The sequence below is a fragment of the Ruegeria sp. AE3 genome, from assembly GCF_056542225.1.
The window spans coordinates 244,386-261,494 of the sequence record NZ_JBQFZL010000003.1 but is presented as its reverse complement, the minus strand read 5'-3'; the positions used below and the strand labels follow the sequence as shown (position 1 = coordinate 261,494).

The window sequence follows — 17,109 nt, the reverse complement described above, 5'->3', positions numbered from 1 at the left end:
AATAACAAATTCACGAGGCAGCCGTGCGCGAAACCTTTCCTGAAACAAGGGAGGCTTAAGCATGTTTGACCTGAAAGCACTCGACGGACGTATCGCGACTGTGGATCAAGGCGATTTGGACGCGCTTGACACTTCACTGCGCGGTGGGGTCTACCTGCCGGGAACCCCGGAATATGAAGAAGCCAGGATTACCTGGAACAGCATGTTCGAGCGTTACCCCGCCTTCGTGATCCGTGCGATGGGGGCAAGCGATGTCCAGAAGGCAATAAACTTCGTCCGACAAGCAGGCCTTATGATGACCGTTCGATCAGGTGGGCACCAGATTGCAGGGCACGCCGTCGCGGACAAGGCCGTCATGCTGGACCTGTCCCAGATGCGTTCGGTTCACGTGGACCCTGCCCGCAAAACTGTCCGCGTTGCACCTGGTGCGTTGCTTGGAGACGTTGATCGCGAAACACAGGCCCATGGTCTTGTTGTCCCCACAGGCATCAATTCGACCACCGGCATCGCCGGGCTGACCCTGGGTGGCGGTTTTGGCTGGACGACGCGGAAATTCGGCATGACGATCGACAACCTTCTGTCGGCAGAAGTCGTGACGGCGGATGGCGCGATCGTCACCGCCTCGTCCACGAGCCACCCGGAACTTTTCTGGGCCATTCGTGGTGGTGGCGGAAACTTCGGTGTCGTCACCTCATTCGAATTCCAGTTGCATGATCTTGGGCCCGATATCCTGTCCGGCCTGATCGTGCACCCGATCGAAAAGGCACCAGAGCTGCTTTCCGCGTTTGTGGCCATTGCAGACACCTCCCCCGATGAGCTCACCGTCTGGAGCGTGATGCGAAAAGCGCCGCCACTCCCGTTCCTGCCGGAAGAGTGGCACGGGCGCGAGGTGCTGATTTTCGCGGCGTGCTATAGCGGCCCGATGGATGAGGGTGAAAAAGCGATGTCGGCCTTGCGCGCGCTGGGTGAACCGATTGTGGATGTCATTTCACCGCACAGGTTCGTGGACTGGCAGGCGGCGTTTGATCCCCTGTTGTCGCCGGGCGTCCGCAACTATTGGAAAAGTCATGACTTCAACACGTTGCCCCCGGCCGCCATCACGGACCTGCTGGACGCGATTTCCACCCTTCCTGACCCAGCATGTGAGGTTTTCATTGCTCATGTCGGTGGCGCGATGGCCCGCGTTGAGCCCGCTTCTACCGCCTACCCGCAAAGATCTGCGCATTTCATCATGAATGTCCACACGCGATGGGAGGACCCTGACAAGGATGACACCTGCATCGGGTGGGCACGCCAGCTGTACGAACAGATGAAACCATACTCAACAGGCAGTGCCTATGTGAACTTCATGCCTGAAGACCAGGCAGACCACGTGACCGGCGCTTATGGTGTGAACGGCGAAAAACTTTCCAAGATCAAAGGAAAGTACGATCCCACCAATTTGTTCAGGATGAACCACAATATTCTACCAACGTAAGACAACCATAGTGGTAGTACCCGATCGGCATTGATGTTGAGACTCTTGTCTTAGCACCACGCAAATTGTGTCGCTGGCCAATAATCGCGCCAAGCGGTTCCTCTCACCTATGGCCGCGCTGGCAATCATGCCCTCTTTTCGTGCAGCTATCCTAGATGCACAAGCGCGTTGAATTCACGGATCGCGAACGAAACCAACTTCCCTGATCCCGTTTCAAACACCTGTTTTACGCTTAAGCCTGCAATCTCGGTCGCTAGGAGCAATTCATCGAATAACCGCTTCGCTAATCGCAGAGCAAGTTTCCTTCGGCTTCTTGCTAGAACTATCCGATGGGCCCATTGCGGCGTCCGGTTCCCAGAACCTTCACCTCCAGCCAGTGGAAAACCAAGGCAATTACGCCCGCTATGAGAATGTAGAATACGGCCAACAGGATAAGCGGTTCGTAGACGATAAACGTATCGGCGCGCACACGGGACGACACGGCATAGATATCAACCACGGTTATTGTGGCGACCAGCGGTGTTGCCTTTAATTGTAGGATGGTTTCACCGCCCAAAGTCGGCAGAACATTGCGGATTGCCTGTGGTAACCAGATACGGCGAAACATCGTCAGCCTTGGCATACCAAACGCCTTGGCCGCCTCCAGCTGTCCTTTGGCAACGCCCTTGAAGGCTCCGCGCATGACCTCACCTTCGTAACCCGCATAAGAAAGTGTCAACGCCAGCACCGCATAGGGCCAAGCCTGACGCAGGTACGGCCAAAGTTCAGATGATCGTATCCATGGAAACTGCGGAAACAGAGAGCCGAGGCCATAATACAGCAGCCAAAGCTGCAAAAGCAGCGGCGTGCCGCGAATGATGGTACAAAACGCCTTTGCAGGTGCCGCAAGGTACCATGGCCCAACGGCCTGCGCTAACCCAAGGGGTACAGCCAGTAAAAAACCAAAAACGATCGTGACAACCAGCAGCCAGAGCGTGGCCCAGATTCCCTGCAATGCAAGCGGCGCATAATTGGGTATCCAGTCCCACCGCAATGTCATCGCGCACCAAACCACGATCCCGGCAAAGATCAGCATCATCACGATACGATGGGGTTGCATCAGAGATCTGAGGTCGATCATCTGCTGCCTCCGTTCAGAGCGGGTTGACCGCGCCGGGCCCATTTCTCAATCCGCGCAAAGATTCCACCCGAAAACAGCGTAACCATCAGATAAAGGAAGCCCGCCGCCAGGAAAAAGGTAAAGTAGGCCCGCGTGCTGCTGGCCGCCTGGCGCGTTTCCAGTGTCAGCTCGTTAAAGCCGACAACGGCCAGCAATGCGGTGTCTTTGGTTGCAATCAGCCACAAGTTGGCCAGACCCGGTACCGCAAAGCTCATCATGGCGGGGATCGTGACGCGCCGCATGGTCATGAATGCCGGCATTCCGTAGGATTTCGCCGCTTCGATCTGACCGGGCGGAACCGCCTGAATGGCACCGCGCAGAATCTCGGTCGCATACGCGCCCTGAACGACGCCCAGCACCCAAATGCCTGCGGCAACTCCGTTGATCTCAACCCGGCCACCACCCATGGCAGCAGATATTTTGTTGATAATATCGGATCCTACGTAATACAGGATCAGGATCAGGACCAGTTCCGGCACGGCCCGGATCACGGTCGTGTAAATGGCAAGAAGGTCGCGCGTGACCTTCCCGCCGTAAAGTTTGCCATACGCTCCGAACAATCCGATCACGAGGCCCAGTGCATATGCGCCAAAAGCGATCTGCAATGAGTGGGACAATCCGCGTAGCAGATTGGCCCCCCACCCCGGTGGCGAGAGCGACAAAAGCTCTGCGCTCTGCGCCAAACCAAGTGATTCCAGAAATCCGGTCACGGCAACGGCTTAGTAGATGCTGGTCGAGAAATAGTTCGACGTGATCTTCTCGTGCGTTCCATCGGCAAGAATTGCCGCGATGCCCTTGTTCAACGCCGCAAGCAGGTCATCCTGCCCTTTACGAACGCCCGCACCGACACCACGCCCCAAAATGGCGGGATCGTCCTTCACGGCACCTTTGATTTCGCAGCAAGCACCGGCATCCGAATTCACAAAATCGGCCATCGCAATGCTGTCAGCTTGTGTGGCGTCGATCCGACCGGCAAACAAGTCCTGATTGGCCTCATCCTGAGTTTGATAGACGCGCAGTTCGGAATCCTTGAAGTATTCCTGCGCATAGGCTTGGTGGATCGTCGAAGCCTGAATGCCAATGACTTTACCCGCCAGCGATTCCGGGGTTGCTTCGATATCCATCGATTTATCGGCAACGATAACCGCAGGTGTGTTATAGTAAGGATCGCTGAAATCAATGGTTTTCAACCGTTCCTCGGTGATCGACATCGAGGCCATGATGGCGTCGATCTGCTGTCCGGTCAGCGAGGGGATAATACCGTCCCAGGCCACCGGCGTGATAACACAGTCAAGTTCCGCGGCGGCGCAAACTGCATTGATGACATCGATCTCCCAACCAACCCAGTTGCCTGAGCTGTCCAGCGACGCGAAGGGCGGATAAGGCTCGGCCGCGATGCCGATCTTGACCTCTTCTGCACTGGCAACACCAGCCGAAAGGACAGCGGCGGCAAGACCGGACGCGAGCAGTTTTTTGACGTTCATTTTGTTACTCCCTTTGGTTCATTATGTTGTTTTTCTGGATCAGGCGACCGAGCTGAGGAACTGCTTCAATCGCTCTGATTTTGGATTTCCGAAGACTTCGGAAGGTGGGCCTTGCTCTTCAATGCGGCCCTCGAAAAGATAGACGACGTGGTTCGCGACTTCGCGCGCAAATTTCATTTCGTGGGTCACAAGCAGCATTGTGCGCCCTTCCGCTGCAAGATCCCGGATTACGGTCAGAACTTCGCCTACAAGCTCTGGATCAAGCGCCGAAGTTGGCTCATCGAAAAGCATTACGGAAGGATCCACCGCAAGCGCGCGTGCGATGGCAGCGCGCTGTTGCTGACCGCCTGACAGATAGGCCGGATACGTGTCGGCCTTGTCCCCCAGCCCTACCCTTTTCAGCAGGTCATGCGCCCGAGCGATAGCTTCGGCCTTTGGTACCTTAAGGACATGTACCGGCACCTCGATCACGTTTTCCAGAAGCGTACGGTGTGTCCACAGATTGAACTGCTGGAAAACCATCGCCAGCCGTGTACGGATACGTTCGATCTGGCGGCGGTTCGAGGGGCTGCCGTCGGCATGCATTTCAACCAGCTCACCGCCGATCGTGATCTTTCCCGAGCTTGGTGTTTCCAGAAAGTTGATACAGCGCAGCATCGTGGATTTGCCCGAGCCTGAGCCCCCGATGATGGCAACGACATCGCCCTTGTTCGCTGTCAGCGAGACACCTTTCAAAACCTCCAGCGTGCCGAAAGACTTGTGCAGGTCCTCAACCCTTATCGCCTCTTCAGACGTGGTTGCTTCGCGTGCGGGTGTTGCTGCTTTGGCTGTGTCCATATCCAAGAATCTTCTGATTTCAGCTTGCAGTAAGCCTCGAATCTCGCAATTATGCAAGTGTATAATAATTCCGTACCATGGATGGCCCGGACGTGCAGGACGACAGCCGTAAATTTACACGTGAATCTGCCGAGTTTCGGCGCGAGGCGCTTATCCTGGCGACTTTGGACCTGATTGCCGAGATGGGCGTTCGGGGTGCCACTGTGCGTCAGATCGCGGCCCGCGCGAACGTGACCCAAGGGCTGATCCGGCACTATTTCTCATCCAAGGAGGAACTGGTTCAGGCTGCGTACGAACATCACATGAATACGCTGACCGATCAGACAGCTGCGTCGTCAGGGAAAGGCAGCGCAGTATCTCAGTTGACCAACTTCGTTGATGCGTCGCTGCGACCGCCAATCGTTGATCCAAGCGCTGTGGCCTTGTGGGCCGGCTTCCTGAACAAGGTGCAGCGTGATCCGAAAATGCAACGCATCCACCAGCAAACCTATAACTATTTCCGGGATCAGCTTGAAAAGCTGATCGTCGCCGCATTGCAAGAAACCGGACGTCCAGTCACCACGCCGCAAGCCGTGCAACTGGCCATTGCCTGCAACGCGGTTATCGATGGTCTTTGGCTGGAAGGCGGTGCGCTTCCAGATGAATTTTCCGAAGGTCAATTGGCGCAGATCGGATTGGATTCCGTCAGTGCTATCGTCGGTATCCCATTGATCAAAGAGGTGGAACAACCATGAAGACCACATCTGTGACAGAACGGTTAGCGGGCTTGGGTGGCGCCAAATGGGGCGTACATCTGAAAGCGCGCGACCTTATTAAGGCCGGAGCGGACATCGTCGAAATGACGATAGGTGAACCGGACGTGCCGGTGCCGGACGCGCTGGTCGAAGCCACCGTAACCTCACTACGGGCCCAGCGAACGGGCTACTCCAATGGCCGTGGCGAAGCTGGCTTGCTTGACGCGCTTTCCGCCCGTTACTCGGCTTCCCGCGGACGCGTTTTCGGGCCCGAGAATTTTCTGTGCTTTCCCGGAACGCAGACCGCATTGTTCGCTGCCATGGCCGGCGTTGCCGAGGCCGGTGACGAAGTTCTGGTCGGTGATCCGATGTATGCAACCTACGAAGGGGTCGTGCGTGCTTCTGGGGCGGAAATGGTGCCCGTACCGCTGCGCCCGGAACACGGGTTTCGCATGCAGGCCAAAGATATCGCCGTACGCGTAACACCGCGCAGCCGCGCCATTCTTCTGACCACGCCACACAACCCAACGGGCGCGATCCTGACCGCCGAGGAGCTAGCCGAGATCGGACAGCTCGCGATTGCGCATGATTTGTGGATTATCTCGGACGAGGTCTATGAAGAACTGATCTTTGACGGGGCCAGATTTGTGTCGCCACTGGCAGACCCGGAACTGGCGGATCGTGTCATAGGCGTATCATCCATCTCGAAATCACATGCCGCGCCGGGGTTCCGCAGTGGCTGGTGTGTCGGGCCAGCCGCGTTTTGCGAAGCGCTACTGCCCTATTCCGAGACCATGCTTTTCGGCAATCAGCCCTTTATCGCCGATATGACTGAAAAGGCGATCCGCGACGGGTCCGAGGTTGCCTCCGGCATGGCCGCCCGTTTTTCGGCGCGCGCCACGCTTTTGGCTGATCGCCTCGAAGCAGAAACGGATCTGACCGTTCACCGGCCTCAGGCGGGAATGTTCGCCATGATCAACGTCTCCGCCACCGGGTTGGACGGCGAAGCCTATGCCTGGGACCTGTTGCAGACCGGGGTGGCTGTCATGCCGGGTTCCGCCTTTGGGGACAGCTTGAAAGACTGGGTGCGAGTGGCCCTGACGATCAGTGACACCAACTTTGCCACTGCGGTCTCTCGCATCATCGACCACGCCAACAGAAAATCACGCGAGGTTGCATGAGTGAAATGACCGTGGGCGAAGCATTGGTTGCAAGGCTTCGCCAAAAGGATGTGACCTGCGTGTTCGGAATTCCGGGCGTTCATACGGTCGAGCTTTACCGCGGGCTTGCAGGCTCGGGCATTCGTCACGTTACACCCAGACACGAACAGGGTGCAGGGTTTATGGCCGACGGCTATGCGCGCGTGTCAGGCAAACCGGGTGTGGCCTTTGTGATCACCGGGCCTGGATTGACCAATACATTGACGCCGATGGCGCAGGCCCGCGCGGATTCAATACCGATGCTGGTGGTGTCCGGTGTCAACAAAACCGCATCTCTTGGCAGGGGTTTAGGGCATCTGCATGAATTGCCAGACCAGTTGGGACTGGCCAGGACCGTTGCGTTGCTGTCCGAACAAGTTTCCGCCACCAACGCTCTGGACCCGGTCTTGGACCGCGTGTTCCACACCCTCGCCAACGGTCGATCCGGACCGGTGCATATCGAAGTTCCGTTGGATATCGCAGCTTCAGATTATCAGGAAACACCGGTCGAACCGCCTGTCTCGGTCTCACCGATTGACCCGGCTTTGATCACCCAAGCCGCAAAGCAACTGGCCAAAGCGAAGAACGTTGTCATTCTGGCGGGCGGCGGCGCAAAGCATGCAGAGGCTGGATTGCAGGTAGTGGCCGAAGCTCTGGATGCCCCCGTGGTGCAAACCGTCAACGCGCGCGGCCTGATGCACAGGCATCCGCTGACCGTTCCGGCAAGCCCCAGCCTGAACGCCGTACGCGGCTTGATAGAAAGCGCCGATTGCGTCCTTGCACTGGGAACTGAGTTGGGGCCAACCGACTATGATATGTATGCCACCGGCCAAATTGCTGAAATGTCAGGGTTGATACGGGTTGATCGATGCAGCGAGCAACTGACGCGACATGAGGCAGCGCTCATCATTCAAGGTGACGTCAACTTGGCTGTATCAGCGCTGGTTGACGCTTTACCGCACAAGCCAAAGCAAAGCGACGGTACGGAACGTGCAGGCAAAACACGTGACGCCGCCTGGGCGGAGATTGGTCCGGACTATCGCAAACAGGTAGAAATCCTCAACGCAATGCGCTCTGCGCTCCCGAACGCGCTAATGGTCGGAGATTCCACCCAACCGATCTATGCCGGCAATCTTTTCTACGACCACGACCGGGCCGGAGGCTGGTTTAACGCGGCAACTGGGTACGGCGCACTGGGCTATGGAATCCCCGCAGCCATCGGCGCTTCGGTCGCCGATCCCACAGCACGTGTGATATGCATCGCGGGCGATGGAGGCGCGCAGTTTTCTCTGCCTGAGATTATGGCAGCAGTCGACGAAGACCTGCCGGTCACCTTCGTGATCTGGAACAATCATGGATACCAGGAAATTGCCACGTCAATGCAGGATGCGGGCGTAACAGTCATAGGATGTGATCCCTCGCCTCCCGATTTTTCAGCAACGGCCAAGTCATACGGCATTCCATTCGCTTCGGTTCCAGCTGAACCGCAGGCTGTCGCGCAGGCATTGCGCCAAACTGCCGCCCAGAACGGGCCGGTAATGATCGAAGTCACCACTCCGAAATTCGCAGCTCAGAAAGATTGAAACATGTCAGACCCAACCTTTGAGTTTTCCCGCGCCATCACCCGCCGTCCGGCTCCGACTATTGCAGGCGGGTTGCGTGCAGAAGATATCGGAAACCCGGATTTCGACGGGATGACAGCGGCGCATAAGGCATATGTGGCAGCACTGAGAAGCACCGGGGCCGAGGTAATCGAACTGGATCCCCTGAACGCGTTTCCCGACGCACAATTTGTCGAGGATACAGCCCTTTGCCTGCCGCAAGGTGCGATACTGATGCGACCTGGCGCACCTTCGCGGATGGGTGAAGTGGCTGAAATGGCACCGACCCTTCACGGCTGCTACGATACGGTTCTGGAAATCCAGGGCCCCGGCCATATCGAGGGTGGAGATATCCTTGTTACCGGTCGCGAAATTCTGGTGGGCCGGTCAGACCGTACCGACGCGGAAGGTGTCGCCGAGCTGGCGAAAATCACCTCGGAGTGGGGGCACAAACTGCGCGAGGTGTTCACGCCCGAGGGCGTCTTACACTTCAAGACAGATTGTTCACTGATGGACGCCGAAACAATACTGTCGACCCGACGGCTGGATGCCTCGGGCTGTTTCGAGGGCTACCGGGTGCTGCATGTTGCGGACGGAGAGGAAGCTGCCGCCAATGCGATCCGCTTCAACAATCTGGTGCTGATGGCCGCTGGCTTCCCACGCACAGCTGAGATGTTAGATCGTGAAGGGTATGAGGTCGTTGAAATCGACAACATCGACTGCGCAAAGCTGGATGGAGGAATGTCCTGCCTTTCGCTAAGATTTTAGGAGTGTAACCGGTAGCGTTCGATCCTTGGTGTTTCTTGCGAAAACTGTCGCCCGTACCGGTCTTTCCTTTCCCGCCATTCGCTCATAAACATAGGTGGCTGTCGATGATCTCGTCCGCCAAGTGCGACCTGCAACCGGTTGCAAGACTTTTGCGATGGTGCATAATGAAGCTCTGATGCAAAACACCTTGATATCTCTGACCATCAACGACCGGAGCCGCACTGCGTGAGCGTGACCCTGAAAGACGTCGCCGCCTTGGCTGGCGTATCGCGATCTGCGGTGTCGCGCACCTTCACCGAAGGCGCCTCGGTCTCTGCAAAAACACGCAGTAAAGTTGAAAAGGCCGCGCGAGAGCTTGGCTACAGCCCCAATGCCCTCGCCTCGTCCCTGACAACCGGGCGCACCAAACTGATCGGGTTGATTTCGAACAACTTTCACAACCCTATTTTTCTTGAGGTGTTCGATCAGTTCACCCGCGCCTTGCAGGAACGCGGGCTACGCCCTTTGATTGTGAACCTGACGGACGAGACCGAGCCCGCAAACTCGGTCCGCATGCTGCGCCAGTATTCGGTTGACGCGGCCATCGTTGCGTCTTCGACGCTGCCGCCCAGCTTTGCCAAGGCGTTCCACGATGCGGGCGTACCGGTGGTGCATACATTTGGCCGCTCGGCCACCTCGCCCGAAGTGCATGTGGTGGGAATCGACAACGTAGAATGCGGGCGCATGGCCGCGCGCGAGCTTTTGGCGCGCGGATACAAGCGTCTCGGCTATCTGGGCGGGCCCGAAGATGCAACCTCGGCACTTGACCGGTATCGCGGGTTCATGGAAGAACTGGCAGACCACCCCGATATCGAAGTAAGCCATTGTTTCGCAGGGGCTTATTCCTTCGAGGCCGGCCGCGCCGAAATGTTGCGCCTGTTGGCCAACACCCCGTCCGAGGCGTATTTCTGCGGCGATGACATCCTGTCTGTTGGCGCATTGTCCGCACTGGCCGATCACGGGCTGAAACCGGGTCAGGACATTGGAATCATCGGTCTGAACGACATGGAGATGTCGCGCTGGGAAAGCGTTAACCTGACAACGATCCACCAGCCGATCAAACAGATCATCACTTCATCCGTCGATCTGGTCGTTGAGATGCTGAAAGAGCCTCAGCGCTATCCCGAGGCCCGCATTTTCCCCTGCCGCGTGATCGAACGGGGCACATTGCGGCCCCGCCCCTGATCAGCGAAACATCGGCGGGCGCGCGTCCTGCCATGCGCCATCGGCCTTGCCCGACGCAACAGCCGCGTGGACGGCCGCAATGGACCGCAGCCCATCTGCCGCACCGGGCAGACCGTCGCGTCTTTCACCACGGATCGCATCCGCCAGATCGCAATAGATGTTGGCGACCGCCAGCGGAAAACCCTCGGGGTGCGCAATGGCGACACGCGACAGGCGTTGCACCTCATCGTGCAGACCGCCCTCACCCTTTTCGATGATCTGAGTACGCCCGCCGACCGGAGTATAGATCAACTGATTGGGCTGTTCGGACGCCCACCGCAGCCCACCGGTTTCGCCAAAGACCTGAATGTCAAAGCCATGCTGCCGCCCGATCGCCACTGATGACGTCCAAAGGCGTCCAACCGTGCCGCCCTCCATCCGGAAGTTGATCATTGCATCATCTTCCAGCTCACGGCTGACGATGGTCGAGGCCATGTCGGCAGACAGGGTTTTCACCTGATCGTCACAGATGAAACTGGCCATGTGCAACGCATGGATGCCGCAATCGGCAAACTGCCCTGAAACCCCGGCCATCGCAGGGTCATAGCGCCAGCGCACGCGCGGGTTATCCGCATCTGTGGCATCGCCATGATGGCCGTGGCTGAAATTGGTCACCACCAGACGCACCTTGCCGATATCGCCTGCGCGCACCATCGCACGGGCCTGACGCACCATCGGATAGGCGGAATAACAGTAGTTCACTGCACAGATCCTGCCCGAGGCTTCGGCCACGCGCACAATCTCTTCGCCCTCTTTCACCGTCATGGTCATCGGCTTTTCGCACAACACGTTAAAGCCTGCCTCAAGATAGGCCTTGGTAATCTCAAAATGGGTCGAATTGGGCGTCGCGATGGTTACCAGATCAATCCGATCCTCGCGGTCTTTTTCGCCCGCCAGCATCTCTTGCCAATCGCCATAGGCACGATCGGCAGCAACACCCAATCGCTGCGCGTATTCGCGGCCCACCTCGGGCCGGTGATCCAGCGCGCCAGCCGCAAATTCGAACAACCCGTCAGCCTGTGCCCCCAAGCGGTGCGCGGGGCCAATCTGGCTGCCTTCACCACCCCCGATCATGCCCCATCTCAACTTAGCCATGGTCATTGTCTCTCATTGGAATTGTCTCGTAGAGCGATCAGAAATCGCTGATGTCCTGCCACTGCCGCTGATCGGACGAGGCCAGCGCAGCGGCCAGCACGCGGTTGACCTCATGCCCGTCGCGGAACGTGGGCCAGATCGCCTCGCCGGTATGGATGGCCTGTAAAAAGTCCTTGGCCTCGATGATGATCTGATCCTGATAGCCGGTTCCGTGACCCGGACCCTGACAGAAGGGCTCATAATCCGGGTGCGCGGGGCCGGTCAGGATCTTGGTGAACCCGCGCGCGGCTTCGGGCCCTTCGCGCTTGTACAGCCACAGCGCATTCTGGTCCTCCTGATCGAACCGGATTGCGCCTTTTGTGCCTGATATTTCATAGGCATAGCCCATTTTCCGCCCCGTCGCGACGCGGCTGAAATACAGGCTTCCCATGACCCCGTTTTCGAACCGGCACATCATCTGGGCATGGTCGTCATTTGTTACCGCACCACCGGGGCGGGTTTTGTGAACGGTCTCAACATCGGCCATCACCTGCGCAATGGGCCCGACCAAGGCCAATGCGCCATTGACCATATGCGGGGCAAGATCGCCGATTGTGCCGTTGGCCATACCGGTCGTGCGCCAGGTGGCCGGGGCCTGCGGATCTGCATAGAAATCCTCGGTATGTTCGCCCCGGAACCACGTGATGTCACCAATCGCGCCATCGGTAATCAACTGGCGGGCATATTGGCTGGCGGGTGTGCGGATATAGTTGAACCCCACCATGTTCACCGCCCCCGAAGCCTCGGCCGCAGCAACCATCGCCCGACTGTCTTCAAGCGATGCGCCCAATGGTTTCTCGCACAAGACCGGTTTGCCCAAGGCAAAAGCCGCTTCTGCGATCTGACGATGTGTTGACTGAGGCGAGGCGATCACGATTGCCTCGGCCTTGGGGTCTTCAACCAACATGCGCCAGTCATCGGTTGCCCGCTGAAATCCATAGGCCGCCCGGTAGCGTTCGGCACTGTCCGGGCTCGACGCGCAGATGACCTCAAGCCGGGGGCGCAACGCCGTGTTGAAAACCGCTCCGACGGCCGACATCGCGACGGAATGGGCCTTGCCCATATAACCGCCACCCACGATTCCCACTCCGATTTCAGGCATCTGCCATGGCCTCGCACATTGTGTTTGCAACCGGTTGCAAAATCAGTATCGTGTGAATCGATTCAACGCAAGGTCCAAACTTTGCCCACCCACTTTGCCGGAGGACATGACGTGAGCGCTTTGATAGACGGCATCAAAGGAAATCGCTTTGCCGTTCTGGGGCGTGCGGGTATGGACCTTTACGCAGACCCGGTCGGTGTCAAAAGCGAAGAGGCCGATACGTTCCATGCCGATCTTGGCGGCTCGTCCGCGAATATCTGTGCCGGTCTGGTCAAGCTGGGCAGCCAGGCATCCTTGATCACCTCCATCTCGGACGATGCAATTGGTCGGTTCTGCCTCAACCGGTTGCAACATTACGGGGTAGATACCTCTTATATCCGCGTGTTGGGGGGCGAGTATCGCACCTCTCTGGCCCTGTATGAAAGCCGGACCGAGAACTTTCAGAATGTCATCTACCGCAACGGAGCGGTCGATTTTCAGGTTACTGACGCGGATGTGGACAGGGTTGATTACTCATCCTTCTCGGCCTTGATTTCGGCTGGCACCGTCTTTGCATCCGAACCCTCGCGCAGCGCCACGTTCCGAGGGTTTGAAAATGCGCGCAAAGCTGGTCTTCCGATCATTTTCGATGTTGATTACCGCCCCTACAGCTGGCCTTCGCCGGAAATTGCCGCTGACGTTCTGTCCCGTGCGGGCGAAGCCAGTGACCTGATTGTCGGCAATGATGAAGAGTTCGGCTTCATGGCCGGAGGTCTGGAAAAGGGCTTTGCCAAGGCACAGGACCTCGCCAAAAAACCGGGCCGGGTCGTCATTTACAAGATGGGCGAAAAAGGCGCCGTGACGCTGGCGGATGGGCAAGAAATCAAAACCGGGATCTACCCAGTGGACGCTATCAAGCCCGTCGGGGCCGGTGACAGTTTCATGGCAGGGCTTCTGGCTTCGATCGCGGCGGGGCACTCGCTGAAAGACTCGGTGATGCGCGGTTCCGCCTGCGCATCTATTGTCGTATCCAAACCCGGCTGCGCCCCCGCTATGCCCACGACCCCCGAACTGAACGCGTTCCTCGCCTCTCACTCCGGTCTGACCACATAGGAGTATCCCATGCATATCGCGCCCCATGACAATCAGAACAAGCCCATCGTTGACGCCGGCGATCCGACCGTTCCGCTGAACTATTTCAACATCGTCAAACTGAAAAAAGGCGAGGCGTTCGAATACCGGGTGCCGGGCTACGAGACCTGCATCGTCCCTGCAACCGGCAGCGTCGATGTGGATGTCGAAGGCGTTTCCTTCCCCAGGCTGGGCAACCGGGGCGAAGATGTCTGGGATGGCGAGCCCGAGGGCGTCTACGTACCCGTCGGCGCAAAGGTGCAGATGGTCTGCCTTTCTGACGCGACCGAAGTGTTCATTGCCGGTGCGAAATATGACAAGGTGCTGGACCCGTTCGATGTGCGCGAACACGACCTTGTGCAATATGGCAGCGACGACACCAAAACTCACCGCAAAATCAAACACATCCTTGGCCAAAAGCACCACGACAAGGTCGGCCGCCTATTGGTGAGCGAGCTGTTCACCGTCGGTCAGGGCGGCTGGTCGGGCTTTCCCAGCCACAAGCATGACACCAACCGCCTGCCGGACGAAACCCGCCACGATGAGACCTATAATTTCCGGTTCAAGCCCAACTGGGGCTCGGGCCTTCAGATGTTGCAGCGCGAAGATAACCAGCCGGGTGACGCCTATCACATCGTGGATGGATCGACCGTTTGCATCGACAAGGGCTATCACCCCTGCTGCGTTTTGCCGGGGTACGAGATGTATTATTTCACCATTCTCGGCGGCCTGACCCAGCGTTCTCTGGTGCAGTATTTCCAGCCCACACATGCCTATCAGATCGAAACCATTCCCGGCATCAAAGACATGATTGCGAAATTCAAATGACCCTCGTCACGCTGAAAGACGTCCTGCAACCCGCTTATGAACAGGGCTATGCCGTAGGCGGGCTGGTCACACTCGGCTGGGAAGATATGCGCGCCTATGTGGCCGCGGCCGAGGCCGAGAATGCGCCCGTGATCCTGCAAGCCGGACCCAGCTGCCGCGACCACACTCCGCTGCCTGTACTGGGCAAGATGTTCCGGCATCTCGCCGAAAACGCTTCGGTTCCGGTCGTTGCGCATCTGGATCACGGCTATACGTTCGAAGACTGCAAGATCGCGCTCGACAGCGGTTTTACGTCCCTGATGTTCGACGGGTCGCGCAAACCCCTGCAGCAAAACATCGATGAAACCGCCGCAATTGCCGAGATGGCCCATGCGGCAGGGATTTCCTGCGAAGGCGAGATTGGTTTTGTCGGGTACTCGGGCGGTGAAGGATCAAACGGCACCGACCCGGCAGAAGCCGCCCAGTTCGCACGTGAAAGCGGTGTGGATGCCATGGCGATATCGGTCGGCAACGTCCACCTGCAACAAAACAAGGAAGGCGGTCTGGACGAAGCCCGCATCGCCGAGATCGACGCCTTGACCACAGTGCCTCTGGTCATTCATGGCGGATCGGGTGTGCCGGTAGATCAGCGTATGAAGTTGGCCCGCGAAACCTCAATCTGCAAGTTCAACATCGGGACCGAGCTGCGCATGGCCTTCGGCAATGCCCTGCGAGACGCTGTCAATCGCGATCCCGAACGGTTTGACCGCGTGACCATCCTGAAAGAAACCCACGATCCGGTCGAAGCCGCCGCGCGCATGGTCATCCGTGCCTTTGGCGCGCCGCCGCAACGTTGACGCGCGCTTTCGTCCTCAGATCGACCCCCCCTCGACCATGAAGTTGCCCGCGCTGCACATGGCAGCGTCATCCGAGGCCAGAAACAGCACCATGCGCGCGACATAGACAGGCTCAATCGGATCGGGCAGGCATTGGCGGTCGACCTGTTTGGCCAGCGCTTCGGGCGTGACCCAGAGGTTCTTCTGGCGCTCGGTCATGATCCAGCCCGGCACCACCGTGTTCACACGAATGCGGTGATCGCCCAATTCGCGCGCCATGGTGCGGGTCAGGCCATGCACCGCCGATTTGGCGGTGGCATAGGCCGGAAAACCTGCCCCGGCCTCCCACCAGGAATTCGATCCGATATTGATGATCGAACCTGAGCCCTTGGCGATCATACCCGGGGCCACAGCCTGAATGGCAAAGAACATATGGCGGATATTGGTCGCCATCCGCTCATCCCAATAGTCCGGCGTCACCTCGCGCCAGTCGTGACGGTCATCCTGGGCGGCGTTGTTGACCAGCACATCCGCCTCGCCCAACTCCTCGACCAGTTGCTCCAGCGCGGCCCGCATCCCTTCGATATCGCGCAGGTCACATTGCGCAAAGGCGTGTTCACCGTCCAGTTCCGCAAGCAGAGCAAGGCCCGCATCCGCATTGATATCCAGAAACCCGACCTTCGCCCCTTGCGCGGCAAAGGCGCGAACGGTTTCCGCACCAATTCCCCCGGCCCCGCCCGTGATGATAACCGTTTTGCCCGCAAGGCTAGGGTAATTGGCGAAGTCTTGGCTCATCCGTCACGCTCCATGATCCATTCGACCTCAGGGGCCAGGGCAAACCGCCATTTGCGCAGGGGGCCCGCCATGACGTTCAGGTAATACATCTCAAACCCATAGGGCGCGCCGCAAGGGTGATGGCCGCGCGGAACAGTCACAACATCGCCATCGGAGACAGCCATCGTCTCATCCAACTGGCCATCATCGGTATAGACCCGCTGAATTCCGAACCCGTTGGCCGGGTTGAGGCGGTGATAATACGTCTCTTCCAGATAGGTGATGCGGGGAAAATCATCCTCATCATGTCGATGACTGGGGTAAGAGGACCAGTGCCCATTGGGCGTAAAGACCTCGGTCACCAGCAGACTGTCGGCATAATCCTCGTTCTCCATCGCGATATTGTTGATATATCGCGTATTCACGCCCTTGCCGCGTTCGGTCAGGGTGATGCCATCCGGCCCAATCCGGCGCGCTTTGTGGCCGCCCTTGCTCGGGGCCGAGCACACCGCCACAACGCAGTCGGTTTCCGCCACAGCCTCCCACTCGGTTCCGTTGGGCAGATACAGGCTATGCGGCGGTGTCTTTTCGAACACTTTCATCCGACCGCCCAACACGCCCCAGTCCTGCCCGGCCCCGGTGATCCGCGCCTTGCCTTCGACCATCACCAGAATGACTTCGCGGTCTCCTGTCGCCTCGGCCGCCCGGTCGCCCGCTTGCAGATGATAGAGCCCAAAACCTACATATCGCCATCCGGCACTGTCCGGGGTGATGTCATGTACTTTGCCACGGGTTCCAATAGGCTTCTTCAGCAGATCTGCCAT

The 17,109-nt window shown here is 58.3% G+C and carries 17 protein-coding genes; 9 read left to right on the top strand and 8 right to left on the bottom strand.

The genetic code is table 11. The annotated features are described in order from the left end of the window. The first annotated feature begins 61 nt into the window (after nucleotides 1-61). Nucleotides 62-1,477 carry an FAD-binding oxidoreductase gene (locus tag ACR0NZ_RS09970; RefSeq protein ID WP_480518612.1) on the top strand — a complete coding sequence of 472 codons (1,416 nt, stop codon included), beginning with the start codon at nucleotides 62-64 and terminating at the stop codon, nucleotides 1,475-1,477. A gap of 322 nt (nucleotides 1,478-1,799) precedes the next feature. Here the strand turns inward: ACR0NZ_RS09970 and ACR0NZ_RS09965 are convergent, their stop codons facing one another. The 4 genes from ACR0NZ_RS09965 to ACR0NZ_RS09950 are packed head-to-tail and all read right to left on the bottom strand — an operon-like array spanning nucleotide 1,800 to nucleotide 4,957. Further along, complete coding sequence (locus ACR0NZ_RS09965; RefSeq protein WP_480518610.1) at nucleotides 1,800-2,597, bottom strand: ABC transporter permease; 798 nt, start codon at nucleotides 2,595-2,597, stop codon at nucleotides 1,800-1,802. Then, complete coding sequence (locus ACR0NZ_RS09960) at nucleotides 2,594-3,346, bottom strand: ABC transporter permease (RefSeq protein ID WP_480475310.1); 753 nt, start codon at nucleotides 3,344-3,346, stop codon at nucleotides 2,594-2,596. Before ACR0NZ_RS09960 ends, ACR0NZ_RS09965 begins: the two co-directional genes overlap by 4 nt. A gap of 9 nt (nucleotides 3,347-3,355) precedes the next feature. Continuing rightward, on the bottom strand, nucleotides 3,356-4,120 hold the full coding sequence (locus tag ACR0NZ_RS09955; RefSeq protein WP_480475308.1) for a transporter substrate-binding domain-containing protein: 765 nt from the start codon (nucleotides 4,118-4,120) through the stop codon (nucleotides 3,356-3,358). Between the two features lie 39 nt (nucleotides 4,121-4,159). Beyond that, nucleotides 4,160-4,957, bottom strand: a complete 798-nt coding sequence (locus tag ACR0NZ_RS09950) for an ABC transporter ATP-binding protein (protein WP_480518608.1) — start codon at nucleotides 4,955-4,957, stop codon at nucleotides 4,160-4,162. A gap of 77 nt (nucleotides 4,958-5,034) precedes the next feature. On the opposite strand from ACR0NZ_RS09950, the gene ACR0NZ_RS09945 reads away from it, so the two are divergent. The 5 genes from ACR0NZ_RS09945 (at nucleotide 5,035) to ACR0NZ_RS09925 (ending at nucleotide 10,483) form a co-directional block, all read left to right on the top strand. Next, a complete protein-coding gene (locus ACR0NZ_RS09945) occupies nucleotides 5,035-5,691 on the top strand; it encodes a TetR/AcrR family transcriptional regulator (RefSeq protein ID WP_480475304.1) in 657 nt (218 codons plus the stop codon). Continuing rightward, on the top strand, nucleotides 5,688-6,872 hold the full coding sequence (locus tag ACR0NZ_RS09940; protein ID WP_480518606.1) for a pyridoxal phosphate-dependent aminotransferase: 1,185 nt from the start codon (nucleotides 5,688-5,690) through the stop codon (nucleotides 6,870-6,872). The genes ACR0NZ_RS09945 and ACR0NZ_RS09940 overlap by 4 nt, the downstream gene beginning before the upstream one ends. Continuing rightward, nucleotides 6,869-8,473: a 5-guanidino-2-oxopentanoate decarboxylase gene (locus ACR0NZ_RS09935; RefSeq protein WP_480518604.1), complete on the top strand. Its 1,605-nt coding sequence runs from the start codon at nucleotides 6,869-6,871 to the stop codon at nucleotides 8,471-8,473. The genes ACR0NZ_RS09940 and ACR0NZ_RS09935 overlap by 4 nt, the downstream gene beginning before the upstream one ends. Before the next feature lie 3 nt (nucleotides 8,474-8,476). Beyond that, nucleotides 8,477-9,259: a dimethylarginine dimethylaminohydrolase family protein gene (locus tag ACR0NZ_RS09930; protein ID WP_480518602.1), complete on the top strand. Its 783-nt coding sequence runs from the start codon at nucleotides 8,477-8,479 to the stop codon at nucleotides 9,257-9,259. A gap of 225 nt (nucleotides 9,260-9,484) precedes the next feature. Next, the gene (locus ACR0NZ_RS09925) at nucleotides 9,485-10,483 is read left to right on the top strand and encodes a LacI family DNA-binding transcriptional regulator (protein ID WP_480518600.1); all 999 of its coding nucleotides are present in this window, start codon (nucleotides 9,485-9,487) and stop codon (nucleotides 10,481-10,483) included. On the opposite strand, the gene ACR0NZ_RS09920 is transcribed toward ACR0NZ_RS09925, so the two are convergent. Together ACR0NZ_RS09920 and ACR0NZ_RS09915 are read right to left on the bottom strand one after the other, a co-directional pair. Then, nucleotides 10,484-11,617, bottom strand: a complete 1,134-nt coding sequence (locus ACR0NZ_RS09920; protein ID WP_480518598.1) for a Gfo/Idh/MocA family protein — start codon at nucleotides 11,615-11,617, stop codon at nucleotides 10,484-10,486. A gap of 37 nt (nucleotides 11,618-11,654) precedes the next feature. Then, nucleotides 11,655-12,758 (bottom strand): Gfo/Idh/MocA family protein, encoded by a 1,104-nt coding sequence (locus ACR0NZ_RS09915; protein ID WP_480518597.1) that lies wholly within the window; start codon nucleotides 12,756-12,758, stop codon nucleotides 11,655-11,657. A 111-nt stretch (nucleotides 12,759-12,869) separates the two neighbouring features. On the opposite strand from ACR0NZ_RS09915, the gene iolC reads away from it, so the two are divergent. From iolC to ACR0NZ_RS09900, 3 genes are read left to right on the top strand one after another with little or no spacing between them, the layout of a single operon-like run. Then, nucleotides 12,870-13,850, top strand: a complete 981-nt coding sequence (gene iolC, locus ACR0NZ_RS09910; protein ID WP_480518594.1) for a 5-dehydro-2-deoxygluconokinase — start codon at nucleotides 12,870-12,872, stop codon at nucleotides 13,848-13,850. Nucleotides 13,851-13,859: 9 nt separating this feature from the next. Beyond that, nucleotides 13,860-14,696, top strand: a complete 837-nt coding sequence (locus ACR0NZ_RS09905) for a 5-deoxy-glucuronate isomerase (protein ID WP_480518593.1) — start codon at nucleotides 13,860-13,862, stop codon at nucleotides 14,694-14,696. Next, a complete protein-coding gene (locus tag ACR0NZ_RS09900; RefSeq protein ID WP_480518591.1) occupies nucleotides 14,693-15,532 on the top strand; it encodes a class II fructose-bisphosphate aldolase in 840 nt (279 codons plus the stop codon). The genes ACR0NZ_RS09905 and ACR0NZ_RS09900 overlap by 4 nt, the downstream gene beginning before the upstream one ends. A 15-nt stretch (nucleotides 15,533-15,547) precedes the next feature. Here ACR0NZ_RS09900 and ACR0NZ_RS09895 read toward each other — a convergent pair whose 3' ends face one another. After that, entirely contained in the window at nucleotides 15,548-16,306 is a 759-nt protein-coding gene (locus ACR0NZ_RS09895; protein ID WP_480518589.1) for an SDR family NAD(P)-dependent oxidoreductase, read from the bottom strand. Next, the gene (gene iolB / locus ACR0NZ_RS09890; RefSeq protein ID WP_480518586.1) at nucleotides 16,303-17,109 is read right to left on the bottom strand and encodes a 5-deoxy-glucuronate isomerase; all 807 of its coding nucleotides are present in this window, start codon (nucleotides 17,107-17,109) and stop codon (nucleotides 16,303-16,305) included. The genes ACR0NZ_RS09895 and iolB overlap by 4 nt, the downstream gene beginning before the upstream one ends.

What these genes read in the sequence shown, in the direction of transcription:
- ACR0NZ_RS09915 (WP_480518597.1), bottom strand. Translation starts at nt 12,758, where the DNA reads ATGCCTGAAATCGGAGTGGGAATCGTGGGTGGCGGTTATATGGGCAAG.
- ACR0NZ_RS09970 (WP_480518612.1), top strand. Translation starts at nt 62, where the DNA reads ATGTTTGACCTGAAAGCACTCGACGGACGTATCGCGACTGTGGATCAA.
- ACR0NZ_RS09930 (WP_480518602.1), top strand. Translation starts at nt 8,477, where the DNA reads ATGTCAGACCCAACCTTTGAGTTTTCCCGCGCCATCACCCGCCGTCCG.
- ACR0NZ_RS09920 (WP_480518598.1), bottom strand. Translation starts at nt 11,617, where the DNA reads ATGGCTAAGTTGAGATGGGGCATGATCGGGGGTGGTGAAGGCAGCCAG.
- ACR0NZ_RS09955 (WP_480475308.1), bottom strand. Translation starts at nt 4,120, where the DNA reads ATGAACGTCAAAAAACTGCTCGCGTCCGGTCTTGCCGCCGCTGTCCTT.
- iolB (WP_480518586.1), bottom strand. Translation starts at nt 17,109, where the DNA reads ATGGCAGATCTGCTGAAGAAGCCTATTGGAACCCGTGGCAAAGTACAT.
- ACR0NZ_RS09940 (WP_480518606.1), top strand. Translation starts at nt 5,688, where the DNA reads ATGAAGACCACATCTGTGACAGAACGGTTAGCGGGCTTGGGTGGCGCC.
- ACR0NZ_RS09935 (WP_480518604.1), top strand. Translation starts at nt 6,869, where the DNA reads ATGAGTGAAATGACCGTGGGCGAAGCATTGGTTGCAAGGCTTCGCCAA.
- ACR0NZ_RS09950 (WP_480518608.1), bottom strand. Translation starts at nt 4,957, where the DNA reads ATGGACACAGCCAAAGCAGCAACACCCGCACGCGAAGCAACCACGTCT.
- ACR0NZ_RS09895 (WP_480518589.1), bottom strand. Translation starts at nt 16,306, where the DNA reads ATGAGCCAAGACTTCGCCAATTACCCTAGCCTTGCGGGCAAAACGGTT.
- ACR0NZ_RS09965 (WP_480518610.1), bottom strand. Translation starts at nt 2,597, where the DNA reads ATGATCGACCTCAGATCTCTGATGCAACCCCATCGTATCGTGATGATG.
- ACR0NZ_RS09945 (WP_480475304.1), top strand. Translation starts at nt 5,035, where the DNA reads ATGGATGGCCCGGACGTGCAGGACGACAGCCGTAAATTTACACGTGAA.
- ACR0NZ_RS09905 (WP_480518593.1), top strand. Translation starts at nt 13,860, where the DNA reads ATGCATATCGCGCCCCATGACAATCAGAACAAGCCCATCGTTGACGCC.
- ACR0NZ_RS09900 (WP_480518591.1), top strand. Translation starts at nt 14,693, where the DNA reads ATGACCCTCGTCACGCTGAAAGACGTCCTGCAACCCGCTTATGAACAG.